The sequence below is a fragment of the Pseudomonas sp. NY15364 genome (genome assembly GCF_048068235.1).
GTDB classification, from domain to species: domain Bacteria; phylum Pseudomonadota; class Gammaproteobacteria; order Pseudomonadales; family Pseudomonadaceae; genus Aquipseudomonas; species Aquipseudomonas mendocina_D.
Window position 1 is genome coordinate 23,574 of record NZ_JBLUPX010000029.1, and the last position, 23,093, is coordinate 46,666.

Here is a 23,093-nt window from a genome sequence, read left to right on the forward strand (position 1 = left end):
GACACGGGATTAGTTGAGCTGTTCGACGCGCAGACGCATGACCGGCGAGGTCACGCCATCCAGCGCTTCCATGGCGGCGATAGCCTCGATGATACGCGCCTCGACCACGCGATGGGTTACGAGGATCATCGGCACCAGACCGTCCTGCTCCTCAGCCTCCTTCTGCATGATCGACTCGATGTTGATACCGCGCTCCGAGAGGATGCTCGCCACCTGAGCCAGCACGCCCGGATGATCCTTGGCCTGAATGCGCAGGTAATAAGCGCTTTCGCACTCGGCAATGGGCAGGATCGGGTGATCGGACAGCGAGTCCGGCTGGAAGGCCAGGTGCGGCACACGATTGGTCGGATCGGTGGTCAGTGCCCGCACCACGTCCACCAGGTCGGCCACCACGGCCGACGCAGTCGGCTCCATGCCAGCACCAGCGCCGTAATACAAAGTGCTACCAACCGCATCGCCATTGACCATCACCGCGTTCATCACGCCATTGACGTTGGCGATGAGACGGTCGGCCGGGATCAGCGTCGGGTGCACGCGCAGCTCGATGCCAGCCTCAGTGCGACGAGCCACACCCAGGTGCTTGATGCGATAGCCCAGCGCCTCGGCGTAATTCACATCAGCCGTGGTCAGCTTGGTGATGCCTTCGGTGTAGGCTTTGTCGAACTGCAGCGGGATACCGAAAGCGATGGACGCCAGGATGGTCAGCTTGTGCGCCGCGTCGATGCCTTCGACATCGAAGGTCGGATCAGCCTCGGCGTAGCCCAGCGCCTGCGCTTCCTTGAGCACGTCGTCAAAGGCACGGCCCTTCTCACGCATTTCGGTGAGAATGAAGTTGCCGGTGCCGTTGATGATGCCGGCCAGCCAGTTGATGCGGTTGGCCGACAGGCCTTCGCGAATGGCCTTGATCACCGGGATGCCGCCAGCCACAGCCGCTTCGAAAGCGACGATAACGCCCTTCTCGCATGCCTTGGCGAATATCTCGTTACCGTGCACGGCGATCAGCGCCTTGTTGGCGGTGACCACGTGCTTGCCGTTGTCGATGGCCTTGAGCACCAGCTCCTTGGCCAGGGTGTAGCCACCGATCAGCTCGATGACGATATCGATCTCGGGGTTGTTGACCAGCTCGAACACATCGCTGGTCATGGCAATGCCGGTGGTGTCGTACTGGGGCTTGGGCGAACGAATGGCAATCTGGGCAATCTCGATGCCGCGACCGGCGCGCCGAGTAATCTCCTCGGCATTGCGCTTGAGTACATTCAACGTACCGCCACCGACGGTGCCCAACCCACAGATGCCTACTTTGACCGGCTTCACACTCAATTCCCCATCAGCACTGCACGAAACGGCCGGAGCATGCCCCGGCCGCAGATAAAGAGCCGCACCTTACGAAGCGGCTGTTTGTTAGTCAATCCGCACTCAGTCGTTTGACTCCAAAGCTATTTTGGCCAACTGCGGCGCCGGCTGATAACCCGGAATCATCTTGCCGTTAGCCAGAACGATGGCCGGCGTGCCATTGACCCCGATCATCTGGCCGAGCTGGTACTGCTTGGCCACCGGGTTGTCACAGGACGCATCGGCTACGCTCTGGCGGGTCTTGGCACGATTCATCGCCTCCTGCTGATCCTTGGCGCACCAGACGCTGACCAGCTCCTTGGCCGCCGGGCTGTTCAGGCCCTGGCGCGGGAAAGCCACATAACGCACTTCGACGCCCAGGCGGTTGAGCTCCGGCACCTCGCTGTGCAGCTTCTGGCAGTAACCGCAGTCGGTATCGGTGAAGACGGTGATATGGGTCTTCGGCGCCTTGGGCGCGAACACCACCATTTCGTTGGCCGGAATGGCATTGATCTGCTTGGCCACCGCGCGGCTTTCTTCGAGCTCGGTCAGGTTGACGGCCTTACCGTCCTTGACCTGAAACAGATAACCCTGGATCAGGAACTGACCATCGGCACTGGTATACAGCTGACGGCCGCCCTCCAGCTGCACCTGATAGATACCCGGCAACGGGCTTTCGGCAATCGCCTCGATCGGCAAATTGGCGTCGAGCGACTTGAGCGACTGGCGAATGGCCTGATCAGGATCGGCAGCCAGGGCGACGCTACTGCCCAGCGCGAGTGCCAAGGCAATGGAAATACGGGTCAGTGACATGAACACTCCTGTCGAAAGACGGGCCGGTGAAAATCGCAACAGCCTACCACAGATGCAGCACCGGACAGCCGGCCAGCTAACAGATGGCGCAGCCAACGGACGCCCATTCCGCAAGAGCATCAGCCACGCGGGTGGTGTTGCGCATGCAGCTCCTGCAGGCGTGCGCGCGCGATATGGGTGTAGATCTGCGTGGTGGACAGGTCACTGTGACCCAGCAACATCTGCACCACCCGCAGATCGGCGCCGTGATTGAGCAGATGCGTGGCGAAGGCGTGGCGCAATGTGTGCGGCGACAACGCCTTGCTGATGCCTGCGACCAGGGCCTGATGCTTGATGCGATGCCAGAAGGTCTGCCGAGTCATCTGCTCGCCACGCAAGCTGGGAAACAGCACATCGCTGGGTTTGCCGCCCAGCAATAGCGGACGCGCCTCGCGCATGTAGCGCTCGACCCAGGCGATGGCCTCTTCACCCAGCGGCACCAGGCGCTCCTTGCTGCCTTTACCGAACACCCGCAACACGCCCTGACGCAGATTGACCTGCTCCAGCGTCAGGCCAATCAGCTCACTGACACGCAAACCGCAGGCGTAGAGCACCTCGAGCATGGCGCGATCACGCAGACCGATGGGGTCATCCAGGTCCGGCGCCTGCAGCAGCGCCTCGACATCCGCTTCGGACAATGACTTGGGCAGCGGCCGGCCGATCTGCGGCAACTCGATCTGCAGCGTCGGGTCTTCACTGATGAGCGTTTCGCGCAGCAAAAAACGGTAGAAGCTACGCACCCCTGAGAGAAAACGCGCTGTAGAACGAGCCTGATAGCCCTGCTCGAGACGCCAGGCCAGGTGATCGAGAATGGCGTCGCGACCGATATGCTGCAGCGCCAGGCCACGCCCATCGAGCCAGCCATTGAAGTGCTCCAGATCACTGCGATAGGCGGCCTGAGTATGGGCGGAAAGCCCTTTTTCCAACCATAGGGCTTCGAGAAAGCGCTCGATCAGAGGGTGAGTCAGCGCAGGCATCGATTGACCTTCAATTACAGGGTAGGCAAGTGTTCCACAGCCAACACCCGACGCACCAGCAGACCAGGCCGACGATCAGCGGCCCTTGCCCAAGGCCGGCAAATGGCTAGCTAGCGAATCCCGGCAATACCGGCACCGGCTTCTGCTGATCATCGACGGCGACGAAGCTGAAACTACCGCTGATCGCCCGCTCGCGCCCTTCCTGATACAGCCCCTCGACGAACACCTCAACCTCCACCTTGAGACTGGTATTGCCGACCTTGATTACCCGCCCAACCAACTCGACGATGGAGCCCGCCGGTATCGCGTGCTTGAAATCGATGCGATCGCTGGAAACGGTGACCAACGGCAGACGGCAGAACCGCGTGGCGGCGATGAACGACACCTCGTCCATCCAGGCTAGCGCCGTACCACCGAACAATGTGTTGTGATGATTGGTGGTCGGCGGAAACACCGCCTTGGTCACACGGGTTTCCGACAGCGCGATGCGTCGCTGGATCTCTTGCTCTCTCGGGGTCATCTCAATGCCACTCATGATTACTGCAAGCCAGAAACGACAAAAGCAGCCCTTAGGCTGCCTTTGTCAGAGAAGCGTCCGAACTTAGGACAGCTTTTCCTTGATGCGTGCGGCTTTGCCGGACAGATCGCGAAGGTAGTACAGCTTGGCTTTGCGCACGTCACCGCGACGCTTGACTGCCAGACTGTCGACCAGCGGGCTGTAGGTCTGGAAGGTACGCTCAACGCCAACGCCGCTGGAGATCTTGCGCACGGTGAAGGCGCTGTTCAGGCCGCGGTTACGCTTGGCGATAACGACGCCTTCGAAGGCCTGCAGACGCTGACGGTCGCCTTCCTTTACTTTCACTTGTACGACTACGGTGTCGCCCGGTGCGAAAGTCGGGATTTCTTTGTTCATCTGCTCAGCTTCGAGCATCTGGATAATCTTGTTGGTCATGCTGCGCTCCTAAGACAAGCCTCCCGGCCCATCATCGATACGTTAACTATCGTCCCGCTGGCGGATGTATTCCTCCAGCAGCTTCTTCTCTTCTCCAGAAAGCGAGCGGCTATCCAGAAGATCAGCGCGACGTTCCCAGGTCCGACCAAGGGACTGCTGCAAACGCCAGCGCCGGATGTGTTCGTGGTTGCCACTAAGCAACACTTCGGGAACACGTTTATCCGCATACACCTCCGGGCGGGTGTAGTGCGGGCAGTCGAGCAGGCCATCCGTAAAGGAGTCCTCCTCGGCCGAATCGGCATGACCCAATGCACCAGGCAAAAGGCGCGTCACCGCGTCGATCAGCACCATGGCCGGCAGCTCACCGCCGGACAGGACGTAGTCGCCAATCGACCATTCCTCATCGACATGCGCCTCAATGAAACGCTCGTCGATGCCTTCATAACGACCGGCGATCAGGATCAGTGCATCCTCCTGCGCCAGCTCGCGGACCGCCGCCTGATCCAGGCTACGGCCCTGCGGCGACAGGTAGATCACCTTCGCCGCCTCTCCCGCGGCTTGCTTGGCACTGGCCAAGGCATCCTCGAGAGGCTTGATTTTCATCACCATTCCCGGACCACCGCCGAAAGGGCGGTCATCCACCGTATGGTGACGATCAGTCGTGTAGTCTCGCGGGTTCCAGCAATTGAGCTTTAGCAGCTCCTGCTTGACCGCTCGACTGGTGATACCGTACTCGCCGATAGCGGCAAACATTTCCGGGAACAGGGTGATGACTTCTACACGCATGAGCCTTAGAAATCCGCATCCCAGTCGACCCGCATCTCGCCAGCTGCCAGGTCAATCGAAAGCACGCACTGCCCCGTGTAGGGCAACAGACGCTCGCGATCATCCAGACTGCCCGCGCAGGGCTTGACCACCATCACATCGTTGGCACCGGTCTCGAACAAGTGGTCGACCACACCGAGCAGCTGCTCTGCCTGATCAATGACCTTCAAGCCCTGTAACTGGTACCAGTAGAACTCACCATCTTCCAGCTCTGGCAGCTCGCTACGCGGCACGCAGATCTCGAAACCGGCGTAGGTACGCGCAATTTCGCGATCATCCAGACCTTTCAACCTGGCTACCAGCACCTTGCCCTGAAGGCGGCCGCTGGCCAGTTCCACTTTCTTTACCTCACCGTCACGCCTGAGCGTCCAGTTGCGGTAATCGAGCACGTTATCGATGGGATCGGTAAAGGAGTACACCTTCACTTCACCCTTGACGCCGTGCACCGAAACAATCTTGCCGAGAACGATCAAATCCTCGGCGACGGCCGGCGTCGTACTCATAAAGATGCTTAGGCAGCAGCCTTGGCAGCTTCCTTGAGCAGCTGAGCAACGCGCTCAGACGGCTGCGCGCCCTGGCTCAGCCAGTAGGCAGCACGCTCTTGATTGACGGACAGCTTGACTTCAGCACCCGCGGCGATCGGGTTGAAGAAACCGATACGCTCTACGAAGCGACCGTCGCGCGCATTGCGGCTGCTGGTCACGGTCAGGTGGTAGAAGGGGCGCTTTTTGGAGCCGCCACGAGCGAGACGAATAGTTACCATGAGAACATCGTTCCTGTAGTCGGTGCTAACTTGAGGCACACATCAAAAATGGGCCTAGGCCCGAAAGGCCGCATATTTTAAGGATTATGCGGCGGTTTGCAAATCTCTTTTTCCGGACGGCCATCGGCCGGCGTACAGGCCTCAGAATTTCGGCATTCCGCCGCCACCCGGAAGCATGCCGCCCATGCCACGCATCATCTTGGCCATACCGCCCTTGGCGGTGAATTTCTTCATCATCTTCTGCATCTGCTTGTGCTGCTTGATCAAGCGGCCGATGTCCTGCACCTGGGTACCGGAGCCCAGAGCGATACGGCGCTTGCGCGAGCCACTGATGATGTCCGGGTCGCGGCGCTCAGCAGGCGTCATCGAGTTGATGATCGCTTCCATCTGCTTGAACTGCTTCTCCGCCGCACCTTGAGCATTGCCCATCTGCGACAGATTAACGCCACCGATGGACGGCAGCTTGTCCATCAGGCCGCCGAGGCCGCCCATGTTTTTCATCTGCTGCAGCTGATCACGGAAGTCTTCGAGATCGAAGCCCTTGCCCTTCTTCAGCTTCTTGGTGAGTTTCTCGGCCTTCTCGCGATCGAGGGTCTGCTCGGCCTGTTCGATCAGGCTGAGCACATCACCCATACCGAGGATGCGCGAGGCGATACGATCCGGATGGAAGGGCTCGAGTGCGTCGCTCTTCTCGCCCATACCGATGAACTTGATCGGCTTGCCGGTGATATGACGCACGGACAAGGCGGCACCACCACGGGCGTCACCGTCGACCTTGGTCAACACCACGCCGGTCAGCGGCAGAGCCTCGCCAAAGGCCTTGGCCGTGTTGGCGGCGTCCTGGCCGGTCATGGCATCGACCACGAACAGCGTTTCGACCGGTTTGACCGCCGCATGCAGCGCCTGGATCTCGGCCATCATTTCGCTATCCACGGCCAGGCGACCGGCGGTATCGAGGATGACCACGTCGATGAACTTCAGCTTGGCTTCGCGGATCGCTGCGTTGGCGATATCCACCGGCTTCTGGCTGGCATCGGAGGGGAAGAAAGTCACCCCGAGGTCGCCCGCCAGGGTTTCCAACTGTTTTATTGCCGCAGGACGGTAGACGTCGGCCGACACCAGCAGCACAGACTTCTTCTTGCGCTCCTTGAGGAACTTGGCCAGCTTGCCGGCGGTGGTGGTCTTACCCGCCCCCTGCAGACCTGCCATCAGCACCACGGCAGGCGGGGCTGCGTTGAGTGCCAGATCTTCGTTGGCCGCGCCCATCAGCTCTTCCAGCTCGGCGCGGACGATCTTCACGAAGGCCTGTCCTGGGGTCAGGCTCTTGGAGACTTCGGTACCAACGGCGCGATCCTTGACCTTGCCGACGAAGTCCTTGACCACCGGCAGAGCCACGTCGGCCTCGAGCAGGGCCATGCGCACTTCGCGCAGCGTATCCTTGATGTTGTCTTCGGTCAGCTTGGCCTTGCCCGTGACGTTACGCAGCGTCTGGGACAGGCGATCGGTAAGATTTTCGAACATGCGCGTTCCTTTGATAGGTGCGACCCGGCGCGCCGGGTGTGCGACAGGCGGCGGATTATAGCGAAGTCGCCGAGCTGCCGACACCGCCGGCAGTCTTTCGTGCCGACGCCCATCTGTGCCACACTCAGCGCCTTTCGGGCTCGCCTTACACGGATTTATGCACCCTCTGTTGCCCAGTCTCGCCGCCGCCCTCCTCTATGCCGGCGCCGCCGCTTACCAAGGCCTGCGTCTGACGCAGCGCAGCATCCCCGACAAACGCCTGCTGGCGTCGCTAGGTGTGCTCGCCTTGTGCCTGCACGGCATCAGCCTGTTCTACCAGCTGTATGACGTACACGGCCTCAACCTGGACTTCTTCAACGCAGCCAGCCTGATCGCCTGGGCGGTCATCGGCCTGATTCTGCTGGCCTGCCTGCGCATTCCGGTGGAAAACCTACTGCTATTGCTGTTCCCGCTCGGCACGCTGACCGTGCTGGCGGCCGAGTTCATGCCCAGCGGCACCATCAACCCGATCGACGAGCACCCCGGCATCCTTGCCCACATCCTGTTCTCGATCATGGCTTACGGCATGCTCACCATCGCCGTGTTCCAGTCGGTCCTGCTGCTGTTGCAGGACCATCAGCTCAAGCACAAGCACCCGTCCGGGCTGATCCGCAACTTTCCCCCCCTGCAAACCATGGAAAGCCTGCTGTTCGGCTTTCTCTTCGCGGGCTGGCTGCTGCTGTCGCTGTCGCTGCTGTCCGGCGCGCTGTACATCGATGATCTGTTCGCCCAGCACCTGGCGCACAAGACCATTCTTTCCTGCTTCGCCTGGGTGGTTTTCGCCGTTCTGCTGTGGGGTCGCCACCAGCTTGGCTGGCGCGGCCACAAGGCCATTCGCTGGACCCTCGCCGGGTTCTGCCTGCTGATGCTGGCCTACTTCGGCAGCAAGCTGGTACGCGAATTCATCCTGCACATCTGAGGCAGACGTCGTGGACGACATACATTCGAGCTACCTGCTCGGCCTGCTGATTTTCCTCATCCTCTGCTCGGCGTTCTTCTCCAGCTCCGAGACCGGCATGCTCAGCCTCAATCGCTACCGGCTCAAGCACCTGGCCAAGGAAGGACATAGCGGCGCCAAGCGCGTCACCCGCCTGCTTGACCGTCCGGATCGCCTGCTCGGCACCATTCTGGTCGGTAACAACGTGGTCAACATCCTCGCCGCCTCCATCGCCACGGTGCTGGCGGTGGACATGTGGGGTGAGGCCGGTATCGCCATCGCCACCGCAGGCCTGACCATCATCGTACTGATCTTCGGCGAGATCACACCCAAGACCCTGGCCGCCCTGCGCCCGGAACTGGTGGCCTTCCCTGCCAGTCGCGTGCTCAGCCTGCTGCTGCGCGTGCTTTACCCGGTGGTGTGGCTGACCAGCGTGATCAGCAGTGGCCTGCTGCGTCTGTTCGGCGTCGATCCGTCACAGCGCGCCAGCGACAGCCTGTCTACCGAGGAGCTGCGCAGCGTGGTGCGTGAGTCCGGCTCGGAGTTGCCGATGAATCGCCAGAGCATGCTGCTGGGCATCCTCGACCTGGAACGGGTCACGGTGGATGACATCATGATTCCGCGCAACGAAGTGACCGGCATCGACCTCGACGACGATCTGGAAATCATCATCGGCCAGTTGCGCAGCACCTCGCACACGCGCCTGCCGGTGTTTCGTGGCGACATCAACCAGGTCGAAGGCGTGGTACACATGCGCCAGATAGCCCGCCTGCTCAGCCACAACCAGCTGACCAAGGACAGCTTGCTGGCAGCCTGCAACGAGCCCTATTTCATCCCGGAAAACACGCCGCTGGCGACCCAGCTGATCAATTTCCAGAAGCAGAAGCGGCGCATCGGCATCGTCGTCGACGAGTATGGCGAGGTGATCGGCATCGTCACCCTGGAAGATATCCTCGAAGAGATCGTCGGCGACTTCAGCAACCAGGACAGCCTGCGCAGCCCCGACATTCATCCGCAAGAAGACGGCACGCTGGTCATCGACGGAGCCGCCTACATTCGCGAAGTGAACAAGACCCTCGGCTGGCATCTGCCCAGCGATGGCCCCAAGACCCTCAATGGCCTGATCACCGAGGCCCTGGAGACCATCCCTGACAGCAGTGTCTGCCTGAAGATCGGCCCCTATCGCCTGGAGATCCTGCAGGCGGCGGACAACCGAGTGAAGAGCGTCCGCGTGTGGCAGGTGAAAAAGGTCAAACCGGACGCTGCAACGACGGAGTGAGGCGCTCGGCCAGGCCATCGGCCCAGCGCCGGTAGCCCAGTGCCGACGGGTGATAGCCATCCTCGGCCAGGTAATGTGCCTCGAACGGCAGGTCCAGCCGGCAATGCAATGCGCCAAGGCGTTGCGCCAGGCCCTGCAACTCAGCATCCAACAAGCGGGCCCGCCAGCCCATCAACTGCCGCAGCAACCAGGGCAAGGCGCCGAAATGCTGCAACGGTGGTACGCCGCTGAAGGCCACGTGACAGCCCTGCTCGCCCAGCGCAGCGGCCATCCCGGCCAGTGACTGCAGCCAACGCTTGCTCGGTGTCAGGTGGGTGGTGTCATTGACGCCGAACACCAGCAGCGCCAGGTCCGCGGGCTCCATCAATGCCTGCGGTAACAGGCGTTCATGGGCCTCAGGCGCGGTGATGCCATTTTCGCCACAGGCGCGCCAGCGCACCGGTCGCCCCAGGCGTTCAGCCAGGGCGGTGGCCAGGCAACTTGCCAGCGATTGATCGAAGCGGGTGACCCCAACGCCTGCCACGGTCGACTCACCGATCAACAGCAGGCGCAGCGGCTCACCCGGAAGATGCGTAGCGGCGACACCGCTCGGTTCGCCCTGCGCAACCGGCAAGCGCAAGGCCGTGCGCCGGGTGTTCAGGGCCAGAGGCAGCGCCAGTGGCAGCAATGGCACAGTTGCCAGCCACCACAGCGCATGCCGACTCACAGCTGGACGCGAACCGCTTGCGCGCTGCGCAGTGCCTTGGCACGTGCAGCCTCGATGGACTCGTCACGCGCCAGCGCCACGCCCATGCGGCGCTGGCCTTTGACTTCAGGCTTGCCGAACAGACGCAGCGCCGTGTCTTCCTCGCTCAGCGCAGCGCCAAGGTTGGCGAAACTGGCCTGCTGCGAATTGCCCTCCACCAGAATCACCGCCGACGCCGACGGGCCCATCTGGCGGATTGCCGGAATTGGCAGACCGAGAATGGCGCGGGCATGCAGGGCAAACTCGGACAGTTCCTGGGAGATCAGCGTCACCAGGCCGGTGTCGTGCGGGCGCGGCGAAACCTCGCTGAACCACACCTGATCGCCTTTGACGAACAGCTCGACACCGAACAGGCCGCGACCACCGAGCGCCTCGGTCACCGCCAGCGCCACGCGCTCGGATTCGGCCAGCGCCTTCGGGCTCATCGGTTGCGGCTGCCAGGATTCCTGGTAGTCACCGTTCTCCTGGCGATGGCCAATCGGCGCGCAGAAGCTGGTGCCACCGACATGACGCACGGTAAGCAGGGTGATTTCGTAGTCGAAGTCGATGAACCCCTCGACGATCACCCGCCCCTTGCCGGCACGGCCGCCTTCCTGGGCGTAGTCCCAGGCGCGCTGCAGGTCGGCGTCGCTTTTCAGGACGCTCTGGCCTTTGCCAGAAGAGCTCATGATCGGCTTGACCACGCAGGGGTAGCCGACGGACTTCACTGCTGCGGCGTAGTCCTCGAAGGTGTTGGAGAAATGATAAGGAGAGGTCGGCAGGCCCAACTCCTCGGCCGCCAGACGACGAATGCCCTCGCGGTTCATGGTCAGCTGTGCGGCACGCGCGGTCGGCACCACGTTGAAGCCTTCGGTTTCCAGCTCGACCAGCGTGGCAGTGGCGATCGCCTCGATCTCGGGCACGATGTAGTGCGGCTGTTCCTTTTCGATCACTGCACGCAGGGCTGCACCATCGAGCATATCGATGACGTGGCTGCGGTGCGCCACCTGCATGGCCGGCGCATTGGCATAACGATCAACACCGATGACTTCACAGCCCAGGCGCTGCAGCTCGATCACCACTTCTTTGCCGAGTTCGCCGCAGCCACACAGCAGTACACGGGTCGCAGAAGACGACAGAGGGGTTCCAATACGGGGCATGAGTGTTCCTCGAACAGTGAATCAGGACGGAGTCAGTAAAAGACCGGAAGCGCGGGCGCGCTCCAGGCAGCGTTGCAGTACCTCGCGGCGCTCGGCATTGTCCATGCGGCCCCAGCGGGTGATTTCGGCGGCGGTACGCTGACAGCCGATGCAGATATCCTGCTCATCCAGCGCGCAGACATGCACACAGGGTGAACGCACCGGTTTTTCTACATCACTCGTCGTCATCAGGCACCAGCTCACGGGAATAGCGCTGCGCATTATGAACGTAATGCGCAGCGCTGGCCTCCAGCATCTTCTTCTGCGGCTCGGTGAGCTCGCGCACCACCTTGCCCGGGCTGCCCATGACCAGGCTGCCGTCGGGAATCACCTTGCCCTCGGGAATCAGACTGTTGGCGCCGATGATGCAGTACTTGCCGATCTTGGCGCCGTTGAGTATCACCGAGTTGATGCCGATCAGGCTGTAATCATCCACGCTGCAGCCATGCATCATCACGTTGTGGCCGACGGTGACGCCCTTGCCCAGCGTCAGCGGAAAGCCCATGTCGGTGTGCATGACGCTACCGTCCTGCACGTTGCTGTTCTCGCCGATATGTATCAGTTCGTTGTCGCCGCGCAACACGGCGCCGAACCAGACACTGGCACCGGCTTCCAGGCGAACCTTGCCGATCAGGTCGGCGCTTGGTGCGATCCAGCTCTCGGGATGGGCATCGACACGGGAGCTTCCCAGGCGGTATTTCATGCTCGTCAGTCCTCGGCGCTATCAGCGCAGGTGTATGAAGTGTTCGGGGGGCTGGTGCAGAGCGATCTGCGCATCGTCGAAGATCAGGTTGACCAACTCCACCACCATGATCGCGGTCAAGCCCCAGATGCGGTACTCGCCATAGGTGTAGGACGGCACGTACCAGCTCTGCCCGAGGTAGTCGATACGGTGGGTGACTTCGCGCGGGTCGCTGCGGAAGAACTCCAGCGGAACCGAGAATACCGAGGCGATCTCGGCGTCGTTGGGCTTGTATTCGACGTAATCCGGCACCAGCCCGACGTAGGGCGTGACCTGAATGCCGTGACGCGACACCAGGCTGCTGAGCGGTCCGACGACTTCGACCAAACCAGGTGGCAGGCCAATTTCCTCCTCGGCCTCGCGCAGCGCGGTGTCCACCAGATCGCGGTCTTCCGGGTCGCGCCGGCCACCGGGAAAGGCGACCTCGCCACTATGGGTCGACAAACCACTGGCGCGCAGGGTCAGCACCAGCTCAGGTTCATCACTGCGGGTAATCGGGACCAGCACCGCCGCTTCGGGGAAGCTGCGCTCGGTCTCCAGAGGGCGCGGACTGTAACCGCGCACACGATGGAGCAACTCGTCCAGCATGGGCATACTCGGAGTCTTGTTTTGCCAGGCATCATGGCATGAAAGCACGCGGCCGCCCAACCCCGACGACAGGACAAGCCGGCCGCAATAGCGGGCTTGCCGGCCACCTCTCAGCCGGCCAAGATAGCGCCAGAAAAAGAGGAACGGGCATGAAATTCTGCAGCCAGTGCGGCAACCCGGTCACCCGCATGATCCCCGCGGGCGACAACCGCATGCGCCATGTCTGCGGCCACTGCGCCACCGTGCATTACGAAAACCCGCGTATCGTTGCCGGCTGCCTGCCTGTGTGGGGCGCCCAGGTGCTGCTGTGCCGCCGCGCCATCGAGCCGCGTCGCGGCTACTGGACGTTGCCGGCCGGCTTCATGGAAAACGGCGAGACAACCGAACAAGCCGCCGCCCGTGAGACCCTCGAAGAAGCCTGCGCCCGCGTACGCGACCTGAGCCTCTATACCCTCTTCGATCTGCCGCACATCAGCCAGGTGTACATGCTGTTTCGCGCCGAACTGGTCGACCTGGATTTTGCCGTCGGCGAGGAAAGCCTGGAGGTGCGATTGTTTGCAGAGAGCGAAATCCCTTGGTCAGAGCTGGCTTTCCCGACCATAGGCCGTACCTTAGAATGCTTCTTCGCCGACCGTCGGCAGAATCTCTTTCCGGTACGCAATGAGCCACTCGAAGCGCTGCGTGCCCACTACACACCCCGTTGACCCTTGCGGACGTTCCCGATGCGCTGGTTGTTGCCCCTGCTTTGCCTGACCCTCAGCTTCAACGTCCTGGCCAGCACCACGCCAGCGACCAGTAGCCGCACCGTGGACAAGGTGCTGGTACTCAAATCCGAGCGCAAACTACACCTGCAGCAGCGCGGCGAGACCATCAAGTCGTACCGTATTTCCCTGGGCAAACAGCCCAATGGCGCCAAGCAACGCGAAGGCGACCTGCGCACGCCGGAAGGCTTCTACTGGATCGACTGGCGCAAGCCGAGCGACAAGTACCAATTGTCGCTGCACATTTCCTACCCCAACGCTCGCGACCTGGCCAAGGCCAATGACGCCGGGGTGCCGCCGGGTAGCATGATCATGATCCACGGCACGCCGCTGGATGAGGAATACCCGGAGTGGTTCTTCCACACCCTCGACTGGACCGAAGGCTGCATCGCCATGAAGAACGACGACATGCGCGAGGTCTGGAGTATGGTCAAGGACGGTACGCTGATCGAAATCAGGCCTTGAGCCACTGCATTGAAAAAGGCGCCATCGGCGCCTTTTTCATATCGACTCAAAACTGCAGGTCGGACAAGCGCCAGACGTCGAAGGCCGGCGTTTCGTAGGGATGGGTTTTCTTCAACGCCTTGACGGCGTCGTGGATCAGCTCGTCGGCAACGACCATTTCCACTTTCCACTCGGCAACCTGCTCGACGCTGCCGACCTGACCGATGAACGGCTGGCTGCCGTCCAGGGCGCGGAACTGACCTTGGCCCAGCACCTGCCAGCAGCAGCTGTCGTAAAGACCAATGCGCCCGCCGCCGGCTGCGAACACCGCCTTTTTTACCGGTTCCAGATGGGTTTCCGGCACGTAGAAACACAGTTTGTACATCAAGTTCTCCGCAGATGGGCAACCGAACAACAGACAAGCCATGACGCCAATATGATGTCATTTCGCCATGGAGTTGTCTTGAGATCGCCCGCACAAATCCATACGCAGCATTAAAACGATTCGCTGCTTTCGACTCAGGCGGCGGGTATGGCGTTCTCAACGAGCGCCGAAAAAGCGCCGCCATCTGTCGGCCAGACCGCTGGCCGGAGGGCTGTGGCGACCATCGCAGTAGGGCAGGCTTGCGGATCGGCTACAGCGACACAACAACAGGCGCTGCTCGCGCTCGGGTTGCAGGATCAGGGATTGGGCGCAGTCGGGTGGGCAGTCAGGCATCTCGGGCGAGTGCCCACAGCGGCATAGATGATGAGTTTCGCCGGCTTTGACCAGGCGGACTTCGGGAAGGATGGGCAGAGAATCATCGGCCATGGCTGGGCCTGTGTAGTTCGGATGGAATCCGAGCAGAGGGTTTGGCAACGGCTTCCCGGATTGCATCCGGGCTACCGGGCCCTGCTCCCCTCTCCCGCGAGCGGGAGAGGGTCAGCAGAAGGCCGCTGCGCAGCCGCTTTTAGTCCACCCAGACGCGGGCGTTGCGGAACATGCGCATCCAGCCGCCGTCTTCCTGCCACTCGTCCGGGCGCCAGGAGTTCTGCACGGCGCGGAACACCCGCTCCGGGTGCGGCATCATGATGGTCACACGACCGTCGCGGCTGGTCAGGCCGGTGATGCCACGCGGCGAACCGTTGGGGTTGGCCGGGTAGGTCTCGGTGACCTTGCCGTGGTTGTCGACGAAGCGCAGGGCCACGGTGCCGGACAGATCGGCTTCCAGCAGCGCCTCCTCGCTTTCGAACTCGGCATGCCCCTCGCCGTGGGCGATGGCGATCGGCATGCGCGAACCGGCCATGCCCTGCAGGAAGATCGACGCCGACTCCTGAATCTGCACCATGGCCACGCGCGCTTCGAACTGCTCGGAGCGGTTGCGCACGAAGTGCGGCCAGAACTCGGTACCCGGGATCAGCTCGTGCAGGTTGCTCATCATCTGGCAGCCGTTGCACACACCAAGGGTGAAGCTGTCGCGACGCTCGAAGAAGCCTTGGAAAGCATCGCGAGCACGCGCGTTGAACAGCACCGACTTGGCCCAGCCCTCACCAGCGCCGAGTACGTCGCCGTAGGAGAAACCGCCGCAGGCCACCAGACCTTTGAACTCTTCAAGGCTGACGCGGCCGGCGAGGATATCGCTCATGTGCACGTCGATGGCGGAGAAGCCGGCGCGGTCGAACGCGGCGGCCATTTCCACCTGGCCGTTGACGCCCTGCTCGCGCAGGATCGCCACTTGCGGACGCACGCCCTTCTTGATGTAGGGCGCAGCAATGTCCTGGTTGACGTCGAAGCCAAGCTTGACCGACAGGCCGGGGTTGTCTTCTTCCAGCAGCAGGTCGAATTCCTGATCGGCACCCTGGGCGTTGTCGCGCAGACGCTGGATACGGTAGCTGGTCTCGGCCCACTGACGCTGCAGCAGACGACGATCACCAGCGAAAACCGGCTCGCCATTGAAGCTGATGCTGACGTCGCTGTTGTTCACGGCCTGCCCGATCACGGCCACGCAGTCGTCCAGACCGGCAGCGCTGAACTGCGCCAGCACCTCTGGCGTGGCGTCCTGGCGCACCTGGATCACTGCACCCAGCTCTTCGTTGAACAGCACGGCCGGCAGCTCGGAGCTGTCGTCAGCCAGCGCGTCGAGATTCAGCGACAGACCGCAATGACCGGCGAAGGCCATTTCCAGCACGGTGGTCAGCAGACCGCCGTCGGAGCGGTCGTGGTACGCCAGCAAGTGACCGTCGGCGTTCAGGCCCTGGATCACGGCGAAGAAGGCCTTGAGGTCTTCGGCGTCGTCGAGGTCCGGCACCTGCTGGCCGATCTGCGAATAGACCTGTGCCAGGATCGAGGCGCCCATGCGGTTCTGGCCGCGACCGAGGTCGATCAGAATCAGATCGGTCTCGCCCTTGTCCATGCGCAGTTGCGGAGTCAGGGTCTGGCGAATGTCTTGTACCGGAGCGAAACCGGTGATCACCAGCGACAGCGGCGAGGTCACGCTCTTGTCGACGCCTTCATCCTGCCAGCGGGTTTTCATGGACATGGAGTCCTTGCCCACCGGAATGGTGATGCCCAGTGCCGGGCACAGTTCCATACCGACAGCCTTGACGGTGTCGTACAGGCGGGCGTCTTCGCCGGGGTGGCCGGCAGCGGCCATCCAGTTGGCCGACAGTTTGATGTCGGACATTTTCTCGATGCGTGCCGCCGCCAGGTTGGTAACGGTCTCACCCACCGCCATACGCCCGGAGGCCGGCGCGTCGAGCAGCGCCAGCGGCGTACGCTCACCCATGGCCATGGCTTCACCGGTGTAGACGTCGAAGCTGGTGGCGGTCACGGCGCAATCGGCCACCGGCACCTGCCAAGGGCCGACCATCTGATCACGTGCCACCAGACCGGTAATGGTGCGGTCGCCGATGGTGATCAAAAAGCTCTTGCTGGCCACGGCCGGGTGATGCAGCACGCGACCCAGCGCTTCTTCGATATTCACGCTGGCAGCGCTGAAGTCATCGCCCTGCTCGGCTTCGCGGCTAACGCTACGGTGCATGCGCGGCGGCTTGCCCAGCAGCACTTCCAGCGGCATGTCCACCGGGGTGTTGCTGAAATGGCTGTCGGTCACGGTCAGGTGCGGCTCGGCAGTGGCCTCGCCGACCACGGCGAACGGGCAACGCTCGCGCTCGCAGATAGCCTGGAAACGCTCGAAGTCGGCAGCGTCCACGCTCATCACGTAACGCTCCTGCGACTCGTTGCACCAGATTTCGTGCGGGGCCATGCCCGGCTCGTCATTAGGCACGTTGCGCAGCTCGAAGCGGCCACCACGACCACCGTCGTTGATCAGCTCCGGCAGGGCGTTGGAGATACCGCCAGCGCCGACGTCGTGGATGAACTTGATCGGGTTGGCCTCGCCCAGCTGCCAGCAGCGGTCGATGACCTCCTGGCAGCGGCGTTCCATTTCCGGGTTCTCGCGCTGTACCGAGGCGAAGTCCAGGTCAGCCGAGCTGGCACCGGTGGCCATCGACGAGGCAGCGCCGCCGCCGAGGCCGATGAGCATGGCCGGGCCGCCGAGCACGATCAGCTTGGCGCCGACGGAAATCTCGCCCTTCTGTACGTGGTTCTCGCGGATGTTGCCGAGACCGCCAGCGAGCATGATCGGCTTGTGGTAGCCACGCACTTCCTCACCGCGCGGGCTGCTGACCGCCTGTTCGAAGGTGCGGAAGTAGCCGTTGAGCGCCGGGCGACCGAACTCGTTGTTGAACGCGGCGCCGCCCAGCGGGCCTTCGATCATGATGTCCAGCGCGCTGACGATGCGCTCGGGCTTGCCGTAGGGCTTTTCCCAAGGCTGAAGGAAATCGGGGATGTTCAGGTTGGAGACCGAGAAACCGGTCAGGCCGGCCTTGGGCTTGGCGCCACGACCGGTCGCGCCTTCGTCACGGATCTCGCCACCGGAGCCGGTGGAGGCGCCGGGGAACGGGGCGATGGCGGTCGGGTGGTTGTGCGTCTCCACCTTCATCAGAATGTGCACCGGCTCCTGCACCGCGCCGTACTGGCGGGTCTCAGGATTGGGGAAGAAACGCCCGGCGGTGTGGCCGACGATGACCGAAGCGTTGTCCTTGTAGGCGGACAGTACGCCTTCGTTGTGCATCTGGTAGGTGTTCTTGATCATGCCGAACAGCGACTTGTCCTGGCTCTCGCCATCGATGTCCCAACTGGCATTGAAGATCTTGTGGCGGCAGTGCTCGGAGTTGGCCTGGGCAAACATCATCAGTTCGATGTCGTGCGGATTGCGCCCCAGGTCATTGAAGCTCTTCACCAGGTAGTCTATTTCGTCCTCGGCCAGGGCCAGGCCCAGATCCTGGTTGGCCTGCTCCAGCGCAGCGCGACCGCCACCGAGCACGTCCACGGCGGTCAGCGGCTTGGGCTCGGCATGGCTGAACAGCGCGGCAGCGTCCTCCAGCGCATTCAGAACAAGCTGAGTCATGCGGTCATGCAGCAGGGCGGCGACGGCGGCGCTGTCGGCCTCGTTCAACTCGCCGCTGATGTAATAGGCAATGCCGCGCTCCAGGCGCTGGACCTTGGCCAGGCCGCAGTTGCGAGCAATGTCGCTGGCCTTGCTCGACCAGGGCGAAATGGTGCCGAAACGCGGGATGGTCAGGAACAGCTTGCCGCTGGGCTCCTGCACCGGCACGCTCGGGCCGTACTTGAGCAGCCGCGCCAGCACTTGTTCTTCATCGGCGTTGAGCACGCCCGTCACGTCGGCGAAATGCGCGAACTCGGCGTACAGCCCGGTCACGGCCGGCACCTTGCTGGTCAGTTGCTCAAGCAATTTGCCATGGCGGAAAGCGGAAAGGGCGGGAGCGCCGCGCAGGATCAACATCGTCGGAACAGCCTCTGGGAAGGGGTGTGCTGGAGGCCGGGCATTCTATCCTAAAGTGGCGGTCTGCGGCACCTGTAGCCGGGTGCTTAAAGGACGAACGCGCTAGCAGAGAAGCGAAGCGCTGTCGAGATATGGCGCCGCCTGCGCTTTGCGTATACTGCGCCGATGTTTGCACGACCTGCGATACGCATGCGTTGCGCCAAAGGGCTGTTGGCGATTGGAACCCTCCTGATGCTTGCTGGCTGTGGCGAAGAACCCAAGCCCAGCGTACTTGAGCAGGCAAAGGCGGAGGGTGAGCTGCGCGTGGTCACTCGAAACAGCCCCGCCACCTATTTCCAGGACCGCAACGGCGCCACCGGTTTCGAATACGAGTTGGCCAAACGCTTCGCCGCCGATCTCGGCTTGGAGCTGAAGATCGAAACCGCGGACAACCTCGACAGCCTGTTTGCCAGCCTGGGCCGCGCCAATGGTCCGGTCATGGCGGCCGCCGGCCTGGTGGATACGCCACAGCGACAGCGTCAGGCACGTTTCTCGATTCCTTATCTGGAAGTCACGCCTCAGGTCATCTATCGCCAGGGCGAAACCCGCCCAACCAAGCCTGAAGAGCTCGTCGGCAAACGCATTCTCGTTCTGGCCGGCAGCAGCCATGCCGAACAACTGGCCGCCCTCAAGCTGGAACAGCCGGAACTGGAGTTCGAGGTATCCGACGCCGTAGAGGTGGTCGACCTGCTGCGCATGGTCGACGAAGGGCAGATCGACCTGACCCTGGTGGACTCCAACGAACTGGCGATGAACCAGGTGTACTTCCCCAACGTGCGAGTCGCCTTCGACCTGGGCGACACCAATACCATGCGCTGGGCAGTAGCTGCCGGTGAAGATGACAGCCTGCTGGTGGAGATCGACGCCTTCCTTGAGCGCTCCGAGGCCAACGGTACCCTGCAGCGCCTGAAGGAGCGCTACTATGGCCATGTCGACGTGCTCGGCTACGTCGGCGCCTACACCTTCGCCCAGCACCTGCAGCAACGCCTGCCGCGCTACGAGAAGATGTTCCGCAAGGCCGGCCAGGCCAATCAGATCGACTGGCGCCTGCTCGCAGCCATGGGCTATCAGGAATCGCTGTGGCAACCCAACGCCACGTCCAAGACCGGCGTACGCGGCCTGATGATGCTGACCCAGCGCACCGCCCAGTCGGTCGGCGTGTCCAACCGCCTGGACCCCAAGCAAAGCATCGACGGCGGCGCCCGCTATTTCATCCAGGTGCACCAGCAATTGCCGGACAGCATCGCCGAGCCGGACCGCACCTGGTTCGCTCTGGCCGCCTACAATGTTGGCGGCGGTCACCTGGAAGATGCACGCAAGCTGACCGAAGCCGAGGGCTTGGACCCGAACAAATGGGCCGACGTGCAGAAGATCCTGCCGCGCCTGGCGCAGAAGCAGTGGTACAGCAAGACCCGCTACGGCTATGCCCGCGGTGGCGAGCCCGTGCATTTCGTGCGCAACATTCGTCGCTACTACGACATTCTCACCTGGGTGACCCAGCCGCAGCTGGAAGGCACGCAAGTGGCCGAGAGCGGTATCCACCTGCCCGGCATCGACAAGCGCAAACCCGAAGAAGAAACCCCGCCGCTGTAAATGCCTACAGCAAGCTCTGATTACCTGCCGCGCAGCGGCTGATGGCCTGGCGCGCCGCCGGCAGCCCTTTCAAACGCGTGGCGCACTGCGCCTGACTCGAGACCCGCTCGACCTGCAGGTTGGCCTGCGCATCGATGCTGATCAGATACGCATGGTTGTAGCGCGCTCGATCGTTCCAGTCGCTGAACCGTTGGGTGGCGAGTACGCAACGGTAGTCCAGATGACCGGTAAAGCCCTGGAAGCGATCACGCATGAAGATATGATGGTAACGCTGCCAGTCGCGGTCACGCTGGCCGACGCGCACGGCCTCCTGGCAATCCTCCAGCGTGGTGATCTGCGGCTCGTGCAGGAAAATACTCTGCGCCAGGTTCGAGCCGCCTAACTGCACACTGGCCACCAGATACACCTCAGGCTGCGCAGCCACAACCGGCGCAGCCAGCAGTGCCAGCACGCTCAACATCCCTTTGTTCATAATCGCTCCCGGTAAAGAGGCTCAGCCGCGCCGGGCCTTGAAAAAGTCTTTCAGCAGTGCCCCGCTCTCCTCTGCCAGCAAGCCACCTTCCACCAGTACGCGATGGTTGAGAAAGGCTTGATCGAAGAACTGCCCCTGACTGATCGCCACGCCCGCACGCGGCTCGCTGGCAGCGAACACCACACGAGCGATGCGCGCATGCACGATCAAGCCAGCGCACATGCTGCAGGGTTCCAGGGTGACGTATAGCGTGCTACCGGGCAGTCGATAGTTCTGCACACTTTGCGCCGCAGCGCGAATCGCCACCATCTCGGCATGGGCGCTGGGGTCATGACGCAGGATCGGACAGTTGAAGCCCTGGCCCACCACCTCACCGTCCTGCACCAGCACGGCACCGACCGGCACTTCACCCTGCCCAGCGCCCAGACGCGCCTGCGCCAGCGCCAGGCGCATGAAGTGCTCGTCACGCGAGCGGTCGATGATCTGCGGTCTTTTCATTGCATCAATCCGTAGGGCGCCGGCGAAAAACGGCGCCTACCCTACACCACTTCGATGGCCGCCATCAGCCCCGTTTCCATATGGTCGATGACGTGGCAGTGGAACATCCACACACCGGGATTATCGGCGACGAAGGCAATGCGCGCGGTCTCGTTCTTGCCCAGCAGGTAGGTGTCGGTGAAATACGGAATGATCTGGCGTCGATCCGAGCCCAGCACCTTGAAAGTCATGCCGTGCAGGTGGATCGGGTGCTGATACTGAGCCATGTTGCGCAGTACGAAAACGTAGTGACCGTCCTTCTTCAGCGTGGCGATCGGACGGTCCGCACAGGTCTTGTCGTTGATGTCCCAGGCCTGACCGTTGATCTGCCAGTACTTGTAGCTGCCGCCCCGCTCGACATTTCCCGACAGCATGGCCGCCCACTCGAAGTTGAAGCGTAGCGTCTCGGCGCGCGCCAGATCCGGCTCGGCAATCGGATTGGCCGGCAATGGCGGCGGCCAATCTCCGGCAGCTTCGGCGCTGGCGATGCCCTTCACGGTCGCCAGGCGCAGCGGCCCGTTGCGCAGGTATAACGCCTCTCCAGCAGCCGGAACCTTGAGCGCCAGGTCAAGGCGCATGCCGGGGCCGAGCCAGTATTCCTTGCCCAAAGGGCGCGGCTGTACCGGGTTGCCGTCCAGCGCATAGATGCGCGCGTCGCCGCCCGGCAGGTTGAGGCGATAGGTGATGGTGCTGTCGACGTTGATCAGACGCAGGCGCACCACCTGCCCGGCCGGCAACTCCAGTGTCGGGTTAGGCTCGCCGTTGATGGTGGTCAGGCGCCCACGCGTGCCCTCGCGCGCGGCCTGGCGCGGCACCAGAAACTCGGTGAACGCGCCCTGCTCGTCGATGTGCCAGGTTTTCAGGCTCAGCGTACGCTCATGACGGAACCCCGTCGGCTCGCGCTCCTCGACGATCAGCGGGCCGACTAGACCGCGCCCCAATTGCTCGGCACTGGCGGTGTGCGGGTGGTACCAGAAGCTGCCGGCGTCGTGACAGATGAAGTCATAGTCGAAGTATTCACCCGGCAGCACCGGTGCCTGGGAAACGTAGGGCACGCCGTCCATCTCCAGCGGCAGACGAATGCCATGCCAGTGGATAGTGCTTTGCACATCGAGCTTGTTGATGAAGCGCACCCGCAAACGCTCGCCCTGCCGACAGCGCAACTCCAATCCCGGCGCCTGGCCGCCATAGCCCCAGGCCGGCGTCTTGTGCCCCGGCACCAGCTCCAGATCAAGCGGCGCGGCGATCAGCTCATAGTCATGGCTCGCCACGTTCTCCGGGCGCCCCAGCCAATAACGCACACCACCTGCGCCCAGGCCGGCCACACCCAGGCCAGCTAGGCCGGCAAGCACTTGTCTGCGGGTAAACGACATCTTCATCCTCGGCAATCTGCGCGCATACTCAATTGCGGTATCTTCTCATTTTCAACGAATGGAAAACGACCCCACTAGCAGAGTCGGGTTGCCGCAGCTCCAACCTGCGGGCATGAAAAAACCGGCCTAACAGACTGTGTGAAAACGTTCTGAACTGAACCGGTTCAATACAAACGCCTCGATTGTTTCGGGGCGTTTGTGTTTTTACTGGTGCAATGATGCAAAGTGCAGCGCTCAGGTCAGCAGCTCGATCATGCGGCGTGCCCCGAGTACCGAAATAGCACGTTTGAGGTTGTA

General features: G+C 62.4%; 25 protein-coding genes. 5 read left to right on the forward strand and 20 right to left on the reverse strand.

Translation table 11 applies throughout. The features are described from left to right. Positions 1 to 9 precede the first annotated feature (9 nt). From ACNFCJ_RS19540 to ffh, 9 genes are all read right to left on the reverse strand, one after another. Positions 10 to 1,314: a homoserine dehydrogenase gene (locus tag ACNFCJ_RS19540; RefSeq protein ID WP_416773153.1), complete on the reverse strand. Its 1,305-nt coding sequence runs from the start codon at positions 1,312 to 1,314 to the stop codon at positions 10 to 12. A gap of 102 nt (positions 1,315 to 1,416) precedes the next feature. Next, positions 1,417 to 2,145 carry a bifunctional protein-disulfide isomerase/oxidoreductase DsbC gene (dsbC, locus tag ACNFCJ_RS19545; RefSeq protein ID WP_416773155.1) on the reverse strand — a complete coding sequence of 243 codons (729 nt, stop codon included), beginning with the start codon at positions 2,143 to 2,145 and terminating at the stop codon, positions 1,417 to 1,419. 119 nt (positions 2,146 to 2,264) lie between these two features. Next, entirely contained in the window at positions 2,265 to 3,161 is an 897-nt protein-coding gene (gene xerD, locus ACNFCJ_RS19550; protein ID WP_416773157.1) for a site-specific tyrosine recombinase XerD, read from the reverse strand. A 106-nt stretch (positions 3,162 to 3,267) separates the two neighbouring features. After that, entirely contained in the window at positions 3,268 to 3,681 is a 414-nt protein-coding gene (locus tag ACNFCJ_RS19555) for an acyl-CoA thioesterase (protein WP_074858020.1), read from the reverse strand. A gap of 81 nt (positions 3,682 to 3,762) precedes the next feature. Continuing rightward, positions 3,763 to 4,113 carry a 50S ribosomal protein L19 gene (gene rplS, locus ACNFCJ_RS19560; protein WP_045734872.1) on the reverse strand — a complete coding sequence of 117 codons (351 nt, stop codon included), beginning with the start codon at positions 4,111 to 4,113 and terminating at the stop codon, positions 3,763 to 3,765. A 42-nt stretch (positions 4,114 to 4,155) separates the two neighbouring features. Beyond that, a complete protein-coding gene (gene trmD / locus ACNFCJ_RS19565) occupies positions 4,156 to 4,899 on the reverse strand; it encodes a tRNA (guanosine(37)-N1)-methyltransferase TrmD (protein WP_416773159.1) in 744 nt (247 codons plus the stop codon). A gap of 5 nt (positions 4,900 to 4,904) precedes the next feature. Continuing rightward, the gene (gene rimM, locus ACNFCJ_RS19570) at positions 4,905 to 5,441 is read right to left on the reverse strand and encodes a ribosome maturation factor RimM (RefSeq protein WP_074858024.1); all 537 of its coding nucleotides are present in this window, start codon (positions 5,439 to 5,441) and stop codon (positions 4,905 to 4,907) included. 8 nt (positions 5,442 to 5,449) lie between these two features. Beyond that, positions 5,450 to 5,701: a 30S ribosomal protein S16 gene (gene rpsP, locus ACNFCJ_RS19575; protein WP_416773161.1), complete on the reverse strand. Its 252-nt coding sequence runs from the start codon at positions 5,699 to 5,701 to the stop codon at positions 5,450 to 5,452. A 141-nt stretch (positions 5,702 to 5,842) separates the two neighbouring features. Beyond that, positions 5,843 to 7,222: a signal recognition particle protein gene (gene ffh / locus ACNFCJ_RS19580; protein WP_416773162.1), complete on the reverse strand. Its 1,380-nt coding sequence runs from the start codon at positions 7,220 to 7,222 to the stop codon at positions 5,843 to 5,845. A gap of 157 nt (positions 7,223 to 7,379) precedes the next feature. Here ffh and ACNFCJ_RS19585 point away from each other — a divergent pair, with 157 nt between their 5' ends. Further along, complete coding sequence (locus tag ACNFCJ_RS19585) at positions 7,380 to 8,180, forward strand: cytochrome C assembly family protein (protein ID WP_416773164.1); 801 nt, start codon at positions 7,380 to 7,382, stop codon at positions 8,178 to 8,180. Between the two features lie 10 nt (positions 8,181 to 8,190). Then, entirely contained in the window at positions 8,191 to 9,477 is a 1,287-nt protein-coding gene (locus ACNFCJ_RS19590; protein WP_179544208.1) for an HlyC/CorC family transporter, read from the forward strand. On the opposite strand, the gene ACNFCJ_RS19595 is transcribed toward ACNFCJ_RS19590, so the two are convergent. The 5 genes from ACNFCJ_RS19595 to ACNFCJ_RS19615 are packed head-to-tail and all read right to left on the reverse strand — an operon-like array spanning position 9,449 to position 12,730. After that, positions 9,449 to 10,183, reverse strand: a complete 735-nt coding sequence (locus ACNFCJ_RS19595; protein ID WP_416773166.1) for an SGNH/GDSL hydrolase family protein — start codon at positions 10,181 to 10,183, stop codon at positions 9,449 to 9,451. The two genes, ACNFCJ_RS19590 and ACNFCJ_RS19595, sit on opposite strands and share 29 nt — an antisense overlap. Further along, on the reverse strand, positions 10,180 to 11,361 hold the full coding sequence (gene purT, locus ACNFCJ_RS19600; protein WP_416773168.1) for a formate-dependent phosphoribosylglycinamide formyltransferase: 1,182 nt from the start codon (positions 11,359 to 11,361) through the stop codon (positions 10,180 to 10,182). The genes ACNFCJ_RS19595 and purT overlap by 4 nt, the downstream gene beginning before the upstream one ends. A gap of 21 nt (positions 11,362 to 11,382) precedes the next feature. Then, the gene (locus ACNFCJ_RS19605) at positions 11,383 to 11,589 is read right to left on the reverse strand and encodes a DUF1289 domain-containing protein (protein ID WP_106734678.1); all 207 of its coding nucleotides are present in this window, start codon (positions 11,587 to 11,589) and stop codon (positions 11,383 to 11,385) included. Then, positions 11,576 to 12,103: a gamma carbonic anhydrase family protein gene (locus tag ACNFCJ_RS19610; protein ID WP_106734677.1), complete on the reverse strand. Its 528-nt coding sequence runs from the start codon at positions 12,101 to 12,103 to the stop codon at positions 11,576 to 11,578. The genes ACNFCJ_RS19605 and ACNFCJ_RS19610 overlap by 14 nt, the downstream gene beginning before the upstream one ends. A gap of 21 nt (positions 12,104 to 12,124) precedes the next feature. Beyond that, on the reverse strand, positions 12,125 to 12,730 hold the full coding sequence (locus ACNFCJ_RS19615; protein WP_090336267.1) for a CoA pyrophosphatase: 606 nt from the start codon (positions 12,728 to 12,730) through the stop codon (positions 12,125 to 12,127). Between the two features lie 149 nt (positions 12,731 to 12,879). On the opposite strand from ACNFCJ_RS19615, the gene ACNFCJ_RS19620 reads away from it, so the two are divergent. Both ACNFCJ_RS19620 and ACNFCJ_RS19625 read left to right on the forward strand, forming a co-directional pair. Continuing rightward, positions 12,880 to 13,434 (forward strand): NUDIX hydrolase, encoded by a 555-nt coding sequence (locus ACNFCJ_RS19620; RefSeq protein WP_256833628.1) that lies wholly within the window; start codon positions 12,880 to 12,882, stop codon positions 13,432 to 13,434. 18 nt (positions 13,435 to 13,452) lie between these two features. Continuing rightward, positions 13,453 to 13,956 carry a L,D-transpeptidase family protein gene (locus ACNFCJ_RS19625; protein WP_179544205.1) on the forward strand — a complete coding sequence of 168 codons (504 nt, stop codon included), beginning with the start codon at positions 13,453 to 13,455 and terminating at the stop codon, positions 13,954 to 13,956. A 46-nt stretch (positions 13,957 to 14,002) separates the two neighbouring features. Here ACNFCJ_RS19625 and ACNFCJ_RS19630 read toward each other — a convergent pair whose 3' ends face one another. The 3 genes from ACNFCJ_RS19630 to purL form a co-directional block, all read right to left on the reverse strand. Then, positions 14,003 to 14,320 (reverse strand): YqfO family protein, encoded by a 318-nt coding sequence (locus tag ACNFCJ_RS19630; protein WP_099526535.1) that lies wholly within the window; start codon positions 14,318 to 14,320, stop codon positions 14,003 to 14,005. Between the two features lie 156 nt (positions 14,321 to 14,476). Then, complete coding sequence (locus tag ACNFCJ_RS19635) at positions 14,477 to 14,812, reverse strand: CDGSH iron-sulfur domain-containing protein (protein ID WP_416773171.1); 336 nt, start codon at positions 14,810 to 14,812, stop codon at positions 14,477 to 14,479. Between the two features lie 73 nt (positions 14,813 to 14,885). Then, positions 14,886 to 18,782 carry a phosphoribosylformylglycinamidine synthase gene (purL, locus tag ACNFCJ_RS19640; RefSeq protein WP_416773173.1) on the reverse strand — a complete coding sequence of 1,299 codons (3,897 nt, stop codon included), beginning with the start codon at positions 18,780 to 18,782 and terminating at the stop codon, positions 14,886 to 14,888. 165 nt (positions 18,783 to 18,947) lie between these two features. Here purL and mltF point away from each other — a divergent pair, with 165 nt between their 5' ends. Beyond that, on the forward strand, positions 18,948 to 20,414 hold the full coding sequence (gene mltF, locus ACNFCJ_RS19645; RefSeq protein WP_416773174.1) for a membrane-bound lytic murein transglycosylase MltF: 1,467 nt from the start codon (positions 18,948 to 18,950) through the stop codon (positions 20,412 to 20,414). A gap of 4 nt (positions 20,415 to 20,418) precedes the next feature. Here mltF and ACNFCJ_RS19650 read toward each other — a convergent pair whose 3' ends face one another. From ACNFCJ_RS19650 to ACNFCJ_RS19660, 3 genes are read right to left on the reverse strand one after another with little or no spacing between them, the layout of a single operon-like run. Beyond that, a complete protein-coding gene (locus ACNFCJ_RS19650; protein ID WP_395503081.1) occupies positions 20,419 to 20,874 on the reverse strand; it encodes a hypothetical protein in 456 nt (151 codons plus the stop codon). Between the two features lie 33 nt (positions 20,875 to 20,907). After that, on the reverse strand, positions 20,908 to 21,384 hold the full coding sequence (gene tadA / locus ACNFCJ_RS19655; RefSeq protein ID WP_041979664.1) for a tRNA adenosine(34) deaminase TadA: 477 nt from the start codon (positions 21,382 to 21,384) through the stop codon (positions 20,908 to 20,910). Between the two features lie 41 nt (positions 21,385 to 21,425). Next, positions 21,426 to 22,796, reverse strand: a complete 1,371-nt coding sequence (locus ACNFCJ_RS19660; RefSeq protein ID WP_416773176.1) for a multicopper oxidase family protein — start codon at positions 22,794 to 22,796, stop codon at positions 21,426 to 21,428. Between the last annotated feature and the right edge of the window lie 297 nt (positions 22,797 to 23,093).